At 37.9% G+C, this 17,955-nt stretch carries 13 protein-coding genes; 2 read left to right on the forward strand and 11 right to left on the reverse strand.

The window, feature by feature from the left end; genetic code table 11:
• Window positions 1-9: 9 nt before the first annotated feature.
• The 6 genes from BLP68_RS11755 to BLP68_RS11780 all read right to left on the reverse strand — a co-directional run bounded on the left by BLP68_RS11755 (window position 10) and on the right by BLP68_RS11780 (window position 6,653).
• The gene (locus BLP68_RS11755) at window positions 10-1,596 is read right to left on the reverse strand and encodes an oleate hydratase (protein ID WP_091543731.1); all 1,587 of its coding nucleotides are present in this window, start codon (window positions 1,594-1,596) and stop codon (window positions 10-12) included.
• A gap of 191 nt (window positions 1,597-1,787) precedes the next feature.
• A complete protein-coding gene (locus tag BLP68_RS11760; protein WP_091543733.1) occupies window positions 1,788-2,342 on the reverse strand; it encodes a TetR/AcrR family transcriptional regulator in 555 nt (184 codons plus the stop codon).
• A gap of 515 nt (window positions 2,343-2,857) precedes the next feature.
• On the reverse strand, window positions 2,858-3,418 hold the full coding sequence (locus BLP68_RS11765) for a hypothetical protein (protein ID WP_091543736.1): 561 nt from the start codon (window positions 3,416-3,418) through the stop codon (window positions 2,858-2,860).
• A gap of 64 nt (window positions 3,419-3,482) precedes the next feature.
• Window positions 3,483-4,613, reverse strand: coding sequence for an Ig-like domain-containing protein (locus BLP68_RS11770; protein ID WP_091543739.1), 1,131 nt, complete (start codon window positions 4,611-4,613; stop codon window positions 3,483-3,485).
• A gap of 162 nt (window positions 4,614-4,775) precedes the next feature.
• Window positions 4,776-5,270, reverse strand: coding sequence for a hypothetical protein (locus BLP68_RS11775; protein ID WP_091543742.1), 495 nt, complete (start codon window positions 5,268-5,270; stop codon window positions 4,776-4,778).
• Between the two features lie 456 nt (window positions 5,271-5,726).
• The gene (locus tag BLP68_RS11780; protein ID WP_091543746.1) at window positions 5,727-6,653 is read right to left on the reverse strand and encodes a helix-turn-helix transcriptional regulator; all 927 of its coding nucleotides are present in this window, start codon (window positions 6,651-6,653) and stop codon (window positions 5,727-5,729) included.
• Window positions 6,654-6,880: 227 nt separating this feature from the next.
• Here BLP68_RS11780 and uvrA point away from each other — a divergent pair, with 227 nt between their 5' ends.
• Window positions 6,881-10,321 (forward strand): excinuclease ABC subunit UvrA, encoded by a 3,441-nt coding sequence (gene uvrA, locus BLP68_RS11785; RefSeq protein ID WP_091543819.1) that lies wholly within the window; start codon window positions 6,881-6,883, stop codon window positions 10,319-10,321.
• A gap of 59 nt (window positions 10,322-10,380) precedes the next feature.
• The gene (locus tag BLP68_RS11790) at window positions 10,381-11,547 is read left to right on the forward strand and encodes an MFS transporter (RefSeq protein ID WP_278278225.1); all 1,167 of its coding nucleotides are present in this window, start codon (window positions 10,381-10,383) and stop codon (window positions 11,545-11,547) included.
• Window positions 11,548-11,697: 150 nt separating this feature from the next.
• Here the strand turns inward: BLP68_RS11790 and BLP68_RS11795 are convergent, their stop codons facing one another.
• The 5 genes from BLP68_RS11795 to BLP68_RS11815 all read right to left on the reverse strand — a co-directional run bounded on the left by BLP68_RS11795 (window position 11,698) and on the right by BLP68_RS11815 (window position 17,714).
• Complete coding sequence (locus BLP68_RS11795) at window positions 11,698-12,741, reverse strand: BtrH N-terminal domain-containing protein (protein WP_091543751.1); 1,044 nt, start codon at window positions 12,739-12,741, stop codon at window positions 11,698-11,700.
• Between the two features lie 182 nt (window positions 12,742-12,923).
• Entirely contained in the window at window positions 12,924-13,826 is a 903-nt protein-coding gene (locus BLP68_RS11800; protein WP_091543754.1) for a helix-turn-helix transcriptional regulator, read from the reverse strand.
• A 32-nt stretch (window positions 13,827-13,858) separates the two neighbouring features.
• Window positions 13,859-14,695: a MerR family transcriptional regulator gene (locus tag BLP68_RS11805; RefSeq protein ID WP_091543758.1), complete on the reverse strand. Its 837-nt coding sequence runs from the start codon at window positions 14,693-14,695 to the stop codon at window positions 13,859-13,861.
• 300 nt (window positions 14,696-14,995) lie between these two features.
• Window positions 14,996-16,141 carry a Ger(x)C family spore germination protein gene (locus BLP68_RS11810; RefSeq protein ID WP_176758992.1) on the reverse strand — a complete coding sequence of 382 codons (1,146 nt, stop codon included), beginning with the start codon at window positions 16,139-16,141 and terminating at the stop codon, window positions 14,996-14,998.
• A 16-nt stretch (window positions 16,142-16,157) separates the two neighbouring features.
• Window positions 16,158-17,714 carry a spore germination protein gene (locus tag BLP68_RS11815; RefSeq protein WP_091543762.1) on the reverse strand — a complete coding sequence of 519 codons (1,557 nt, stop codon included), beginning with the start codon at window positions 17,712-17,714 and terminating at the stop codon, window positions 16,158-16,160.
• Between the last annotated feature and the right edge of the window lie 241 nt (window positions 17,715-17,955).

Here is a 17,955-nt window from a genome sequence, read left to right on the forward strand (position 1 = left end):
TTTCCTCCTTTATCTATAGCTTGTATTCAGTGCTTTAATCAAGGTGCGTATATCATAGCGATGGGGTGTAACAGGACAGATCTTTTTATCCAATCCCATCAGGGTATACACAGCAATACGAGCTGCACGAACGGAAAATTCCTCCGTAAATACCATATCTTCAGGTATTTCAACGTATTGGCTAATCAAGGCAAAGTTAGTGGATCCTTCTGGTACAACCTCTGGTCTGTCTGTCATGGCCCTTGGCTGGAACTGAGAAATTATATATGGCATCATGCAAGGAATGACATTAATAACGTCCTTCATAATTTCATCAATATCCTCATCAAAATGAAGTTGATGCAGCAGCTCAATGAGAATTTCCTCTCCAGTGCAATCACGCATAGGTTTCTTCACATAATCACCAACCTTGTTTGTATGTAAACCGTAGCCCCAGAATATAGTCTCATCGGCAGTTTGTGCCTTGAAGTGGGGCTGTGCTGCTACAACCATGGACATAAGCCAGCTTGAATCCTTAAAAGTCATCAGTGCACCACTACCAGGAACATTACGTGAATATTTCTCAATCATCTTTAGTAGTTTGTTACCCTTCATGGTTACGGTAAAAGATTCCCAATTGGTTTCATCCACATTACCAAAGAAAGGTTTAGGGTCACCGAGTCCCTCTTTCTTCATGGCGATATTAGCCCACAGGTCTCCAGAAATCGGATTCTGTGGTTTAAAGGGTGCTGGAGTATGTAAGTCACCTAATGTTGCACAGTCGGTCATGCAGCCGTTGGTGACTATGCAAAGATCTCCTTCCCGAAGCTGTATGATACCGTCGCCTTTTCCATCCTTATAATGAATAGCGGTAACTGTAATATCGTTACTTTCCTCAAAGTCAAGATCAGTAACCGTGCACTTGATAGTAAAGTCAACGCCGTGATTATCTAGATAAGCTTTCAGCGGCAAAATTACTGATTCATATTGGTTATATGGTGTTCTGGTGACTCCTTCCAATGTGTGAATACGAGAGTATTCAAATATCATCCGGAACATATATCGTTGAAATTCAAACAAACTAGACCATTTTTGAAAAGCAAAGGTAGTTTGCCACATATACCAGAAGTTTGTCTCAAAAAAGTGAGGACTGAACCAATCTGATATTTTTAGGTAATCTAACTTCTCTTCTGGTGTCAAAAGTAGTTTTCCCATTGCAATCTGGTCTTCCTTATCAAATCCCATACTCATAACATCCAGAACTTCACCGTCTTTATTGATAAGACGTGCATTAGCATGGGTGGGATGTGCATGGTCAAATGCAAGGATTTCATCAGTTACGCTCATACCCTCATGTTCTATGGAAGGTATTGAAGCGAAAAGCTCCCAGAAGTTTTCGTATGTTTCTTCATTGAGCATCCTGCCTCCTCGGCATACGAATCCCTTCTCTGGGGTACCAATTCCGTCATTAGATCCTCCCAAGATATTCATTCCTTCCAGAATGTGAATGTTTTCACCTTTGAAGTGGCAGTCCCGAATAAGGTAAGCGGCTCCTGCTAATGAGGCTAGACCTCCGCCAACAAAATAAACCTGTTTGCTTCCATAATCCTTTTTCATGGTTATTACCTCCAATAGAATATTATTTTACAAGCTTTTCTTGTAACTCTATTGTAAGCAACTCTTACGATACGCGCTATAGACACAGGCAGCTCATTGTTTAAAATTCCAACACTTTATCTTTATTGTAAGGTTTTTTGACAGTTCAATTTGTTTGTAAAAAAAACAATCTAAATCAATAACACAATACTTTATTTCTGATAATTGAGCAGAGACTTATGAATATCGCCTGTAACAAGCTTACTTAGCTTATCCATAATATCCTCAGGACGCTCTTTCATACCTGTATTAATCCATTCCAGCATTAATCCTACAAATGCATACTTATAAAAATTAGCAATAAACTCCTTGTCTTCTTCAGACACACACATCCCTTTAGCCTTTTCATTTATTACATCGATCATCAGCTTATATACCACTCTGTACAAATATTTTTCTACTTGCTCGCGATCCATTGAATAGTATGCATTTAATACCAGTTTTTTATTTTCTTCTACATATTGAAAAGCCTGTAAAAATCCTTGTTGCCAAGTGTTATAGGTTTTATTGTTGGAGATAGCTTTCGTAGCTTCGGTTAATATTGTCCATTCTAGTAATGTATAAATATCTTGAAAATGATAATAAAAAGTCTGTCGGTTTAACTGGCAATCTTTCACAATATCCTTCACGGTAATTTTTTGTAGAGTTGTTTTTCTCAAGCGCTTTTTTAGGGATGCTGCCAATGCCTCTTTTGTTATTTGTGTCATTGTCACTCACCTCCAGTTTTGATAAGAAAATCATAGTAGTCCTTACCGGTTGGTATGAATTTTAAATTGTTAAACGATACCCATATTATGTAAAGCAATAAGATAATATTATTATTGTTTCTATACAATAATTATTTTTGTTTTGTCTTCAGTCTATTCTTCTATGATTATATTCTATAGCGTTAATGTGAATTCACTGTGAACTATTATAGTCTTTTTAGTAACCAAAGGTTTTACGCTTGCAAAAGAGTGGCAGCCGACAACGGGGCATTGAAAGCAGTATTCACGTTGTCCACCCTTGGATCCACTTTTATGAAGAACTCAATTGGAATTGTTGATTTGATTAGCCTTATAAGTTGATGCTGCAAAGAATACAATTTATATCACTAAAATAAATATAGCCTCCTTTTTTTAAAGAGGCTATCAGTAATTATTTGAGGAAATTGCATAATTATCTTTGCTTGTTTCTTTAACATAATATATTGAATTCTAAGCATTTTCCAAATATTTTATTTTTAGTTAGTAAATGCTATATTGAACATGACATTACATTTCAAATCGCTATCGTCAGTCTCCATAATAATTGCCATTATCTTATATTTGTCTTTTGTGCCAGTTAAAATATAATTGTTATTATCTTTTTCATCGCTAAAATTGCGGGCATCCTGCATTAGCTCTTTGTAAAACTCATAAACTTCATCTACACTTTTATTACAGATGAACATAATCCCAAGTGAGTTGTTGCTGCTGTTTTCCTTCACATTGATAATGTTTGCTCCATCTATAATAGGTAATATGTTATGTGGGTATGAATCAGGAAGGCTTAATCCAACTCCTATTGAACCTAGGCTACCGGTCATTTCTCCTCCACTTATGTTTGATATCTGTTTTTCTGAATCTTCAATAGAACTGACGCTATTTTCTTCCTGCTCTTTATCTTCTATTGATTCCACCTGGTCAACAGCCTCTTCTACTTTATCTGCATTTTTTCCGCAGCCTGGCACAAAGGCCATAATGAGCAAAATAGTCATCAATAGTATTATCAGTTTCTTTATGGATATTATCCTCACTTTCATGTCTAGCTCCTCCCTATATATTAAAATTGGATTTTAGTAAAATTTTACTTCAAAATATTTAACTCTAGTTGCCGCCACTGATCTGGATTTTGAATAGTGTCTTCTTATAAATTCTTCCCTTGAAGGCCTTATCTGTTTTTAGATCCAGAAGATGGAGCTCTATCCATCCGTGTGGGTTCACCTTCATTTTATAAGCAGCATCCTGTATATCTGCCATTTGACCCCCTGCTCCTACACTCATACCGTCTTGAGACTTCATTGATACATTAAAGTAGCCAGCTCCCTCTATGGGAGTATAGCCATAGGCCATTCCAAACAATGATAAAACAGGTTTGGGAGTAAGTTCAGCCAACATGACATTCAATCCGTCAAAGTAATCAAAATCCTTCTGATTATATGCAATAATGTTGGGTGAAAAGCTGTTACTTTTAAAACTTCCTCCTATCTCGTTATAAAAGCTGATTATAGAATTGGAAGAACTGTTTACTTTAGCCATCGTTTCTCCAGTATTAACAATTACTTCAAGTTCGAGATTCCCATTGTATTTACCTCTTGAATACTGTGGCCATTCTCTCTTCTCCCCATAGGCAGTAATCTTGTAAATCATTTCTATTGGTGCTAAGGTAGTTTCAATATTAACCTTTACCGTGTCCTTGATATCCATAACCCAGAGATACTCTTGTTGAATTTTGTATTGCTCCACTGGTATATCCAGTTCATGATCATATTCAACTGGAATAGCCTCTTCAGATACTATATCTTGATTTTCCTGATGTTCATTGGGATTAAAATCATTAGGTTTGAGTGGATTTTGTCCAGTATCTTTTCCATATAGAAGAGTAGGTCCATCCTGCACAACAAAAATACGGCAAGTGGCCTTTTGTTTTTTGTCCTTTATTAGTACTGCCTCAATTACCGCTTCTCCTTCAGATATACCTTTAACTGTACCATCTTGAGATACTGCTACGACCCCAGTATTGGTGCTTCTCCATTCAATTTCGTTACCCTCAGCCTTTATGGATGACTGAAAAAATGCAAGCTTCACACTCTTTCCAAGGGTCAATTCCATTGCTGCTGGATAAAGCTGATTGGATGGATTTGATACCTTCACCGTTGTCTGACTACATCCACTAAGTGTCAGCAGTAATAGCATTATAGAAATCACCAGGCTGATGAAATGAAATTGTTTTTTCATACTTACACCTCCTCGTCACATATTCCATCTCAAATGTTATAATAAAAAATATATATCCTTTTAAATGACAGGGCAGAGAAAGGGTATTCCTCTGCCCAAAGCTATTGCTGCACCAAGCCCTATTGCTAAACCCATTTTATGAAGCTAGTAAATAATAAGGCATCATTGTGTGATCTCGAAGATAATAAACCCTTCTTTGCTTATTGGATTATAATTGTAATTGACACCCGTTCCATTTTCTCTGCTTCCAGAAAACATAAGAATGTCGTCAGTATTAAGATAGGTACCGCCTTTAAAGCCCATTTCTACCAATATATCAAAATATGCCCTTCCGTCGTCTTCATCTAAGTCTTTAAAGGTTACAGTACAGCTTTTGTTCTCATCATTTTTCATTATGAAATCAAACCTTGCCTTTGGAACTGGTAGATCGCCCATTGCCTCCACTGGCCATTCTAGCTCATCGCCGACTTCCATTTCGGTATCTCCCGTTTCCAGTTTCAGTCCGTCTTTTTTTATATCAATCTTGCCTCCTGTTGCACTCCCTATAATCTCTTCTACGACCTTCTCTGATATTTTTTCATCAACCTTTTGACATCCCGCAAGGGATAACACCATGATAAAAACCAACAAAATTGCTTGTAATTTTCTATATTTCATAACCCAATTACTCCCTTTCTATTCTATTTACCCACACCTCATATTTCTCATGAATTCACCAAATCAAATCCCTCTGGTTAAACTAATGTAATTATTCCTTAGGATGATTAGAGGGGAACACCAGTGGGATTAGGACATCACAGAAATAATGTTCTATTTTTTTTAAGCATAGTTATTTTAACATTTTATAAGGTTAATTTTTATTAAATAAATCTCATCTTTTTTATAAATTATTATCATCCTTTTTGCTTTACCAAAGCCATCTTGTAATTTTACCCAAAATCCTTAATATAGCTATGTATAGAAAGGTCCTATATTTAGTAGTTATAACATCTTTTGCCATGGCACTTTATTGTCAAAAAGTATACCCCCAAAAATAAAAAAAGCTCTCAAGTATTACTCGAAAGCCTTTGTTTAAATGGTGATTCTGACATATTTAAATAAATAGTGGGAGTTTCACAAAGATTCTAAAGCATCTCCTGATTTATTTGAAATGCTTCTTTCGGAAGATAAGTTAATCACAGTCAGTCTTTTATAGTTTAAGGGTGCCACTCCACATCTTTGCTTAAAAACTGCTGAAAAATGTGCTTGGTTTATAAAGCCACAGAGGCTTGCTATTTCAGATAGAGAATGATTATTTTTCAATAATAAATCCTTCGCCCTCTTTATTCGAATATCTATTAAGTACTGGTAGGGTGTAACTCCCATTTGGCATTTGAAGATTCTTTGAAAATGACTGGGACTAATATAAAAAATGCTACAGATTTCATTAAGTGTGATATTACAATTGTGAAAATCATGCATATATTCAATAATTTTATTTATTAATGCAGCTTCATCACCTGTTTTCTTAAACAGTTGTGCCGATTTTACCTGCATATCCCTAAGCAACTGGTAAGTTATTTGGATCCCCAGACTGTAAAGCATCATGGGGTGGCTACTGCCATAATTTAAAAGTTCATACTTGTACCTTTCAATAGCATCTATGAGATGCCAGCTATATCGTTTCATTTTTCCATTATGTTTTACGTGTTCTTTGTCAGTAACCTCCAACAAGATTTGTTCAAAGAGATCCTTTTTAACCAAAAGAGTTGTAAAATTTCCTGCAGGGGGTTTTTCAACCTGTGGAACCATAATCTCTGTACCAGGCTCAATAAACAGGAAGCTTCCCTTCTTGCTGGCATATTCCTTTTTTCCTACCCTCACGTCAGGCGCATCTTCATGAAACAATGCAATATGGTATTCTTCAGGTACCACCTTTACATTAAATAAATATTTTTCAGGTTGAAAAAGGCCTATTCTGTCGCTGATAAAAGACTGTGTCCTTGATAGTTCATCTTTGGGAATGTTATTTAAAAAGCTCTCAAAATGATATCTGTTCAATCTTTTATCTCCTCCAGTTTGCTTGAATTTGAGGAATTAGTTTCCAATATATATTATATTATCTATTATATATTAGGGAAATTTAAACTCAAGAAAAAATTTATCTAAAATCCCCAAACTATCAGTCTATAGGAACGTAGATTTAAAGTCTCTTAAATCTATAAAACACCCTTGACTCTGACACCGTGTGAGGGTTTAGTATGGTTCCGAAGGGAGGAATGAATAAAATGATAAATCAAGATTTCTATATCAAACAAAGCATTATCACTGATCCTGGACAGTACACCAAGGAGTATGATACTCTACCTGACAGTCCAAAAGAGCTATTACACATTGTTCAGGGTTTGGTAATCCACGCTGATCAAGGCGACCTGTACGGCGTTGCTTTCAGCCAAAGACAAACGGATGAAGAATTACTGCGAACAGTGCCTCAAATGCTGGAAAAAATATTCCAGATTGACAAAAGTTCATTGACAGTAATGAGGTCGCCAAAGCAGCGGTTGGTAGGAATGTGCCGAGATTATTCACTGTTGCTCATATCTTTTTTGAGGCACAAAGGTATTCCGGCCAGGCTCCGAGTTGGATTTGCAGACTATTTTGACAGTGCCTTGATGTATGAAGATCATTGGCTAGTTGAGTATTACAATGTTGAACAAAATCGCTGGGTTCGCATGGACGCCCAACTGGATGATGCTCAGAAAAAGCACTTTGGCATTTCCTTTGATACAGAAGATATGCAGGGCAGTGAAGGCTATTTACTTGCGGGGCAGGCATGGACTAAAAGCAGACAGGGCGAACGGCATCAGGATGATTTCGGCTACAATAAGAATTGGAAAGGGTGGCATTCTGTAAAAGGGAACCTTCTTCATGATTTCAACAGCCTTCAAGGCTTGGAATTACTGCCTTGGGATTTATGGACGGAATTAAGCACAAAAAAATTTAATGAATTAAACAAGGATGAAAAGGCCCTCTTGGATGAAATTGCCGACCTTACAACCAGCCCCAATACAACTGTTAATGAACTGCAGAATCTGTCTGTTCGTTTGCCAGGCCAATATATGGAGGCAATCAAATCAAAGCTGGTGGTGCTGGATATAGTTGAGAATACAAGGACAATCGACCCTAACGATCTGGAGCCTAAATTCCAAATAACCGATACAAAAATAGACCCAAAGGCCATTTTCCCAAATGTGGGAAATGACAACGGCCAACAACTTATTTTGAAAGGTGGCCGGCAGAATAACCTGAAAAATGTTGACGTTACCATTCCTAAATCCAAATTGACAGTCATAACCGGTGTCAGCGGCAGCGGTAAATCTTCACTGGCCTTTGATACCATCTATGCTGAAGGAAAAAGACGATACCTTGATAATATGTCGAATGCAGCCAAAATGCAGGATCAGGTTGAAAAGCCGGATTTTGATTCCCTACAAGGACTAACCCCTACAATTGCAATTGAGCAGAAAAAAGGGAGCCAGAATCCCCGATCTACCGTTGGCACTCTAACAGGCATCCTTGACTATTTAAGAATGTTGTACGTAGCAATAGGTACACCCCATTGCCCATATTGCGGTAAACAGGTTGTAAAGGATAGCAAAAGCAAGAACAGATGTATAGATTGTGACATTTTGTTTCAAGCCCTCACATCCTCCACCTTTAATGCAAATGCACACGTTGGCGCTTGCCATTCCTGTAACGGTCTTGGCTATTTATATGAAGTTAATCCCGATGCAATTGTCATGAATGGGGATTTGTCTGTTTTGGATGGTGCCACCTATTGGTGGGGAAAATTGCGGGGTAAGAAGCCAACAGGCAATTGGATGGTGGGAGAACTATATGCAATAGCTGCAGATATGAAAGTAGAATTAAATCAGCCCTGGAAGCTGCTTCCAACCAGGTTTAAGGAAGCTGTTATTCATGGCACTGGAGACAGAATCTACAACTATACCTATAATTCAAACGGCAGAGATACGGTTATTTCACGGCCCGCTTCAGGCGCAGTCGCACATATCCATCGGCTTTTCAGGGAAGCAAAATCTGCCGATAACCCGTACAAGCAGTACATGAAGGAAATTCCGTGTCCTACCTGCAATCAAGAGTTATTATGCCCTGAAGCAAGGTATACAACCATTATGGGCTATCGACTACCGGAGTTGACCCATATGTCTGTAAGTCAACTGTGGAATTGGATTGGCTGCTTACAAAAGAAATTGCCAGTATCTAAAAAGGAAGTAGCTGCGGACATACTGCCGGAAATAGAAATGCGAACCGCCAATCTTATTCAGGTGGGCTTATCCTACCTTACCCTCAACCGTACAGCACCGACTTTATCCGGCGGGGAGCTTCAAAGGGTACGCCTTTCCAGTCAATTGGGAAGCGACTTGGTGGGGCTAACCTATATCCTGGACGAGCCTTCTATTGGTCTGCATCCGAGGGATCACCACTTGATGATTGACACCATGAAAAACCTCCGTGACAAAGGCAATACCGTTATCGTTGTTGAGCATGACAAGGATACAATGCTGGCAGCAGACTACATTATCGACGTTGGTCCCGGTGCTGGTGTAAAGGGCGGCGAAATCATAGCTGCAGGAAGTGTTGATGACATCATCAATCATCCCATTTCAGCAACAGGCAGATATTTGAAAGGTATCGAAAGGGGCGTGCTTTCCACCTGTCCACAGCCAATCAAATGGCTATCCTTGATGGGCTGCACAGGCAATAACTTGAAAAATATTGATGCACGTTTCCCTTTGCATTCCATGTGCTGTATTACTGGTATGAGTGGTTCCGGAAAAAGCACTTTGGTCTTTAATACGCTGGTTCCTGCTCTGAATGAAGCAATCAACGGAAAAAGGTTTATCAACAAGACCTATAAAGGATTGGAAGGATATGACGATATTAATGACTTTGTTCAGATGGATCAGACCCCTATCGGCAAATCATCTCGGTCTATTCCTGCAACCTATATCGGTGTTTTTGATGCAATCCGTATATTGTTCACACGGCAAGGGGATGCACAGCGGCTTGGCTATGGAGAGAGCCATTTCAGCTTTAACTCCAAAGACGGGCAATGCTCTGTCTGTGAGGGATTGGGGCAGATCAAGGTTGCGCTGCAATATATGGCAGATCATTGGTCCACCTGTCCTGAATGCAAGGGCAGCAGGTACAAAGAGCAGATATTAGATGTGACCTATCATGGCAAAACCATTGCTGACGTGCTTAAAATGGATGTGTCCACGGCGACGGCGTTCTTTGCTGGTGTGAAAGATATTGAAGTCAAGCTGTCCATTCTGGAGGAAGTCGGTCTATCCTACATCAAATTGGGCCAAAGCACCACTACCTTGAGCGGTGGTGAATCACAGCGCCTTAAACTTGCTAAAGAGCTTAGCAGCAAGCAGAAAAAGCACATGCTCTATATTTTGGATGAACCGACTACCGGGCTTCACTTTCAGGATATAGAAAAACTCATACTCATATTCAGAAAGTTGGTGGAGGCTAATCACACGATACTTGTTATCGAACACAACACGGATATTATCCGTGCCGCCGACTGGATTATCGACATAGGGCCTGATGGCGGCGAAGCGGGAGGATATATCGTTGCCACTGGTACGCCTAAGACCATTATGAATCATCCCTATAGCGTAACGGGAAAATATCTGTAAGGGGGCTGTATATGTATAAAAACACTCGTAGCAAGTGGCAATATAGTTTATTCGCATACATGGTAAGTCAGGGTATATCCTTACTTGGCTCAACCATCGTATCCTTTGCCGTGATGTGGTATATCACCCTGAAAACCGGGTCAGGTGTTGCGGTGGCTGGGGTCACAATTACCACATATCTACCCCAGGCACTGGTCATGCTGTTGGGCGGTGTCCTGGCTGACCGCTATCCACCCAAAAGGCTTGTGATACTAGCGGATTCCTTTATCGCCTTATCAACCCTTATATTAGCAATCCTTTTTCTGAAGGCGGTAGATAATATTAGCTGGATATTCTTCTTTAACTGCCTGCGTTCCCTTGGCACCGGGATACAAATGCCTGCAATTAAAAGTATGTTGCCCCTATTCGTTCCTGAAGGTGAATTGATGCGGGCAAACAGTATCTACACAAGTATATGGTGTGTGATTCATCTTGTTTCTCCGGGCCTTAGCGGTGTAATAATGAGTTTTGTGTCAATAGTAGGCGTGTTCTTTATTGATGTAATCACCGCTATAATCGGCGTTCTTCTACTGTCCACCATCATTATGCCTGCAAGAGAAATCCAGCAGACTAGAGGAAATCCGAAGGAGGAATTAAAGCAGGGCTTCAGGTACATCCTAAATTCTAAATCACTGAAATACAGTATCATCCTATATACTACTTTTCAGTTTTTAGTTGTCCCAGCATCACAACTTACACCACTATTAGCATCGCAAACCCTTGGTGATGAAGTGTGGATATTGAGTGTGATTGAAACGGCATTTTCTGTCGGGGCGCTGGCAGTAAGCCTGTATATGGCATACAAAAAGCCTTCAGTTCCTCATTTTAAGCTAATTGGCTTTTCAGCTATGTTGTTTGGGGCAGTTATGATATTATTGGTACCAAGCCACAATATTATATTGTTTACTGCCCTGATGCTAATTATGGGCATTGGAAGTCCTCTATACTATACCCCCTTAATGACCCACATTCAGGAAATCACTGACAATGCATATCTTGGTAGAACCTTCTCCTATGTTGACCTTTTTTCTTCCCTTGCCACACCCCTTGGTATGGTTGTGTTCGGGCCGTTGTCAAATGTCAGCATCCCACTACCCTTTGTAATACCAGGGGCTTTGTTGATCCTGCTGGGGGTACGAGTGAAAAATAGAAAGACAAGCTATTGTCATACAATGCAGATATATTGATTTATTATCATGGTGAATTACTTAGTCATTCTCAGTTATATAGATAGATTAATTTATTGTTATATATTATCAGTAAAATACCCAAAAATACTAAAAATGGCGGTTCGATTTTGAACCGCCATTTTAGATTATTAAAAAAAGTCTGGCTACCTATGATATTTCACGTTGCAGCCTTGTCATCAGATCAACTTCCATATGGTACAATTGAAGAATCCTTTTCGACATAACCTCCAATAGCTCCTGTTCACCGGTTTGTTGAAGCTGCCACATAGTATCCCCTACAATATCCCACTCACCTGATAATTCAATATACTGATTACCAATTTGATTTACTGTATCCTTTTGAAATATCCCGGCGGCTTCATTCAGGAAGACGCCGTACATTTTTCTGAAGATACCCCCGCCGGTGCCGCCATCAGCATTAATCATAAAATAGTTGGTTGTCCCGGCTCGTTTTAGCTTGTCGTCATCAAACTTAACCCATTTCTTTACATCTTTTGAGAACTTTTGAATACCGCTGACGCCCTTTAAGGTTGCGGGAGGATTTAGCATCTTTTGACATACATCAAGTATGGAGGCCGTAAGATTTTCTCTATTGATTCCTCGAAAGCCACTAAAGTCCAACTCGACATATTTATTGTTGGGAGGAAAGGGCCTGTAATTACTACTGCGGGCCGCCTGCATTTCTCTATAAGGTACAAGATGATAATCTTCATGGATGGGCCCATTAGGTGTTCTCATTGAATAGTCGGAATTGTCACGGTCGCTCACATAAAAGCATTCTTGTTCATCATCATAGCCAAACAGGACAATGGAGTGTCCGCCGAAATGACTGTTATCATCCAATCCAAGATAACTGATGAAGGGCATGTCTACATAAGCCATGACAGGATGTCCCCCCTCAATCATTTGTTTGGTTTTTTTTAAAACTTTACCATAATCCTTGCTTTGCTTAACCCGTATCGTTATTCCAAGGCCTTTAGCAAGATTTTCTTCAAATTCTATCACCTTTGACCGACCTGCCACCATAGGGGCCGCTGCAAGGTTAATATAGGTAAAATCCAGTCCTTCACCAATTCCAAAGAGCATTTCTTCAGACAAGGAGTAGCCGTAAAAATCAAATACCTGCTTCAATGAAGTAGTTATACAGTGTTTGCCGCCTTGGGGCTTGAAAGTCTCGATTACCTTTTTCATTGTACTTCACCCCTTCTCACCTGATACCGTAATATGAATTTCTGCCAGGTAACAGTTATAACAGATGGTTCCTTCTTTACACTGTACAATTCCTTCTCATGGTTTTTCCTCTCATGTTTCAAATCCAAAACCTCATTTCTAGTTTTGGTATTATTGTATCATATATAACTTGCAATCCTGTGTCAGGTTATATATTTATCTTGAATCTTTTTTAGTCGTATTTGCAGCTCGTCACGAATGCTTTGCGGTGAAATAACCTCGACTTTATCACCGAAGGAAAAGAGGTAGCTGAATAATCCTTCATTATGGGGCAAATGGGTTTTTACCAGAAAACTGTCATCATCATTGCAGGTAACCCCATCGGAAAATTCATCATAAACCCGAAACGACATTTCCTTATCAAAAGCAAGAGTCACCGGAATGGTCTTTTCAGAGATTTTTTCAACCCCCTCAAATATTTGTGGCGGTACAAAGCGTGTGAAATTCTCAGACGTCAACTCCAATTCTTTTATCCGTGTCAATTTAAACAGCCGGTTCTTCTCCCGTAAGCAGCAATAACCATACAGGAACCAGTCTTTGCTTTTGAAAACCAGCTTAAGAGGCTCAACCAACCTATTTATAGATTCACCTTTACCGCTAAAATATAGGAAGGAGATTTTTTTGTTTTGAAAAATGGCACTTTTTAGCGTGTTAAAAACACTTTCGTTAGCTTCCTTCTTAACCCAATCAGAAAAGTCCACCTCTATCCAATTTACATTTTTCTTCTGAAAAACGCTACTCAGCTTGGCTAGAAGCCCATTAGTGTTTTCAACATCAACAATACGGATTCCCTGTAATGCCATCAGTATTTGCTCTTGCTCCGCCTCGGAAATCAAAGATTTATTTAGTACAAAATTCTCTTGAAGGGAAATACCGCCGCCCTTGCCGGGTGTTGTATACACAGGAATACCGGCTGCGCTTAGTATATCAATATCTCTATATATGGTTCTCACAGAAACTTCAAAATAGTTTGCCAATTGAGGAGCGGTTATACTTCCTTTTTCCAGTAAAAGATAAACCATTTGGAACAATCTGTTTTCAGCCATTCTTCCTCACATTCCTTTCGCTTCCCTCGGCATTATGTACTACATTTATTCTCTATCAATGGTATTTGAATTTCCGTAAGGTATTCTTCCGGGTTATCTGTATCATGATAATCAATGATAGTCACCTGCCGGCAAGGATTATCCATCTGGTATTGCTGATGGTCGGTTAACCACTGAAGGAAAGAATGATAAGCAGCCGCCAAATTTTCATAAGGACCATAGACCATAGTACAGGCCATGGAATTGATACCCTCCAATTCACGGAAAACAAATCCATCCTTGTCTTTACCTAGTTTTTTTACAATATAGCAAACCTCAACATCAATATCGGTGTCCATGTGTTCTTCATCATGATATATGGCTATATTGTTGTAACTATGCTTTTCGATTTCAATATGTTCTAGTCTGATAAACTTGTTGAGTTCATCCCACAACTCTCCTTCACAAGAGTATTTGGGGATTTTCCTACGAAGTGATACGATTTTACAGCAGGGAATAGATTTTAGCGTTACATTATAATGAGTATCAATTTGTCGATTTTGGATGTGCCCTATAGCTGTTTTGATTTTAGCAAGTCTGTCTTGCTCTATGTCAATTATTTTTTCCGTTTCTTCAATTTTACTTTTCATTTGAGCAATAAGAAAATCATCACTCCAATTACTTAGCAAATTTATTATTTCAGCTACCCCAAAATTAAGATCCCGCAACAATACAATTTTTTGCAGCTCTGGCACTTGTTCAACGGAATACATACGATACCCTGTCATCTTATCAATATGGGATGGCTTTAACAATCCGTGGTTATCATAGTACCGCAGCATTCGTACAGAAACATGTGTCAGCTTTGAAAACTCTCCTATTTTCAGCACTTTATCATCTCCCCTCTCTCATGTCAGTATATATGTTCTTAAAAAATACATCAAGTTTTATCAAGTACATGTTAAACCCTATTGACATTATGTCAGAGTTTAGTGATAAGTCCTATTTGACTATTGTTAAATAGCGGTAGACTTATTTATAGATTCTACGAGCCGCAGGGCTGTTCTTGCAGTTTCTGGTAAAAAAGCACCTAGAAAATTTTCTAGGTGCTTTTTAAACTGTATATGAAAGTTTAGTCTGGTTAAGGTCGATTCAATATAGGCCAACTGGCATTAGTATTTCAATACTGCTTACTTTGGTGTAATAGGAGTCACTACCATCCCAAGATGCTTAATTTCTGTTTTTACAGATATATTTACTTCCATATTTGAAAATATTTCATCCCAGTCTTCTTTTATTTCATTCCACTTCGTATAGTCCTTACGGTGTAAAGCCTCACCAAAACCAAAAACATCTGTTTTATATTGCTGTGCTGCTCCAATAGCTGTTTCTACTTCTTCTTCTATGGCTTTTTTAAAATTCATGTTTAACTCCTGTAATTTTTCAGGTGTGCCAATTGATACAGGTGCCGTTTGCTCTTTTAAATTTCCATCTATCATAATTTCCACTGTTATTGTTGGTGAATTCTCTTTATAATCTGCTATGATTTTAGCATTATTATTAGCCAACTCTATACTGGCTTTTCCATCCTTCGAATTAGGTACTGGAACTATTATCACACGAGGGTTTTTTCTATTAACAATAAGCAAGTATCCACTGCTTGCTTTTTCATCTAGCCAGCCGACAAGCTTATCTTTTTTAAATACACCAAATTCTCCAATTCTGAATGTTTTCTTGCCCTCAATAGTAGCTATTTCAATTTTGGGCATTACTGCACTACCTCGACTTGCATATTCTCCTAAAAATGAATGTAATGTTACTTCTACCACATTTGTTATCTCATCAGATCTAACCGCTTCCTTCATTGCTCTTGCAGAATGCTGTTCAAATAAAGACTGGCATTCAAGTATCTTTTTAGCCTCACCTTTTGCAACTAAAAAAATCGTATGGGGCCTAAGTTCAGCTTGTCTTTCGAACCAGTTCAACGAAGAGACGATTCCACTTTTTGCAAACTCTTCTCCAAAAACAACAACCTCATTATGTCCATAAAAGAGTTTACGATTACTAAAATTCATAAATTTCTTTGAAGCTTCAAATAGTGTATTACACTCTTGGGTTAAAACAAAATCCATATGCAGCCCATTAGTATCTGTTTCTTCTTGAGGTGCTTTTTGGTTTTGATGCACTACTTGTGTACTTAATTTCAATTGATTCTCTGTCCCCAAATCAATCCCAATACCCATTACATATGCCCTTTCATCTAATTCCTTTTTATCCCAACAGCCGATGGATAAAATGATGCAGATTATAATAATCACAATAAAAATTTTTTTCAAAATATCACCTCATCTACTACTTCCTCTTCCGATTAAGCTCCTGGTCCTGTTTTTTAATATTATAGTTCTCTAATGAAGCTGGACGATTATTTAAAGCCCATAATGGAAATCTAGCAAAAAAGTCTTTCATATCCTGTAAAAAAAATGGGGCTACAGGAGCTAAATAAGGGATTCCAAAGGAACGTAAGGATACTGCATGGACTAAAACAAATAATGAACCAAGTACCAAAGAAAACAATCCAGTAATACCAGATAAAAGCAAAAAAGCAAAACGTAATAGTGTTGCTATATCAGCTACTGATGGTACTATAAATGAAGATATAGCCGTTAAAGCCGTAACAATAACCATTGGTGCTCCCACTATTCCAGCAGCTACAGCAGCCTCACCAATAACCAATGCTCCTACTATACTGACTGCCTGTCCTATTGGTCTAGGCATTCTAACACCTGCTTCTCTTAATATTTCGAATAAAGTAAGCATAACCAATGCTTCTATTAAAAGGGGAAAAGGAACACCTTCCCGTGTTTCTGCCATCGTCATTAATAAAGGGGATGGAATCATTTCAGGATGAAAGGTAGAAACTCCAACATAAAACCCAGGTAAATATATTGTAAGAATAAAAGCAATAAATCTTATTAATCTAGTTAAGGTAGCATAATATGGTCGAGAATAATAATCTTCAATATTTTGAAAGTTCTCTATGAATAAATGAGGAACAGATAGTACGACAGGGGTTCCGTCAGTAAGAATAATGACTTTTCCCTCTAGCATATACCCTACTGCTTTATCTGGTTTTTCTGTATTTCCTATTGTTGGAAAAGGAGAAAAAGGAGCATCTTCAATATAGGCTTCTATATAACCTGACTCTAGAATAGCTTCTGTATTTATTTGTTCTAATCTTTTTTTAACTTCACTAATAATTTCTTCTTTACAGATTCCTTTAATATAAGTTAGGCACACTTTTGTTTTAGTCTGTTTACCTATAACATATGTTTCAAATCTTAGATTTGGGTTAATAACTTTTCTTCGAATTAAGGAGGTATTTACACGAAGTGATTCAGTAAAACTTTCTCTAGGTCCTCTAATCACTGCTTCTGTTTCTGCTTCTTGTATTTCTCTGCTTTTATATTCTTTCGCCTTTATAATAATGGCAGTTTGAGTCTTATCAATAAATAAAGCAATGTACCCAGATAGTACATCTTCAATAGCAGTATTCATGCTACTTGTCTCTGTTAAATTATAAACTGTTAGAACGGATTCTTTTAATAAACTATTTAAACTTCCTTCTTTTGAAACAAGTGGTTCTGTTAATAGCATCAAAGGTTTCAAGATATCCATTACAATCAAGTTTTTGTCTACCAGGCCATCTATATAAAGTAAAAAAGCCTCTTTCTTATTCATTCCAATTTTAAATTCACGTATTATTATGTCATCACTATCTCCCAATATTTTCTGTATCTCCACTAAATTATATTTTAAACTTTTGCTTAAATTTTCCTTGTTATCTTTAAACTTTGCAGGCATGCTCTTATTTTTTATGTAGTGAATGTACAAATTCCTGAAGATTTTCATAAAGCCCTCCTTTTTAACCAGTACATGTAAATGATTGTATATTATTACCATATTATTGTTACACTAAAGTCAAATATATTTTAGTCTATTATAATCTCAAAATAAGTTTATTAAGATAATTAGATAAAAACACAATATTTATTTTATTTATCAAAGGTGAACTTGATTTTTTTAATACGCATTTTTGATCACTTATAACTATTTGAAGATCATTAAATTGAAAACCATCATAAGGAGCTAT

The organism is Alkaliphilus peptidifermentans DSM 18978 (genome assembly GCF_900101495.1).
Classification (GTDB): Bacteria; Bacillota; Clostridia; order Peptostreptococcales; family Natronincolaceae; genus Alkaliphilus_C; species Alkaliphilus_C peptidifermentans.

What these genes read in the sequence shown, in the direction of transcription:
- BLP68_RS11800 (WP_091543754.1), bottom strand. Translation starts at nt 13,826, where the DNA reads ATGGCTGAAAACAGATTGTTCCAAATGGTTTATCTTTTACTGGAAAAA.
- BLP68_RS11760 (WP_091543733.1), bottom strand. Translation starts at nt 2,342, where the DNA reads ATGACACAAATAACAAAAGAGGCATTGGCAGCATCCCTAAAAAAGCGC.
- BLP68_RS11790 (WP_278278225.1), top strand. Translation starts at nt 10,381, where the DNA reads ATGGTAAGTCAGGGTATATCCTTACTTGGCTCAACCATCGTATCCTTT.
- BLP68_RS11755 (WP_091543731.1), bottom strand. Translation starts at nt 1,596, where the DNA reads ATGAAAAAGGATTATGGAAGCAAACAGGTTTATTTTGTTGGCGGAGGT.
- BLP68_RS11815 (WP_091543762.1), bottom strand. Translation starts at nt 17,714, where the DNA reads ATGAAAATCTTCAGGAATTTGTACATTCACTACATAAAAAATAAGAGC.
- uvrA (WP_091543819.1), top strand. Translation starts at nt 6,881, where the DNA reads ATGATAAATCAAGATTTCTATATCAAACAAAGCATTATCACTGATCCT.
- BLP68_RS11775 (WP_091543742.1), bottom strand. Translation starts at nt 5,270, where the DNA reads ATGAAATATAGAAAATTACAAGCAATTTTGTTGGTTTTTATCATGGTG.
- BLP68_RS11795 (WP_091543751.1), bottom strand. Translation starts at nt 12,741, where the DNA reads ATGAAAAAGGTAATCGAGACTTTCAAGCCCCAAGGCGGCAAACACTGT.
- BLP68_RS11770 (WP_091543739.1), bottom strand. Translation starts at nt 4,613, where the DNA reads ATGAAAAAACAATTTCATTTCATCAGCCTGGTGATTTCTATAATGCTA.
- BLP68_RS11765 (WP_091543736.1), bottom strand. Translation starts at nt 3,418, where the DNA reads ATGAAAGTGAGGATAATATCCATAAAGAAACTGATAATACTATTGATG.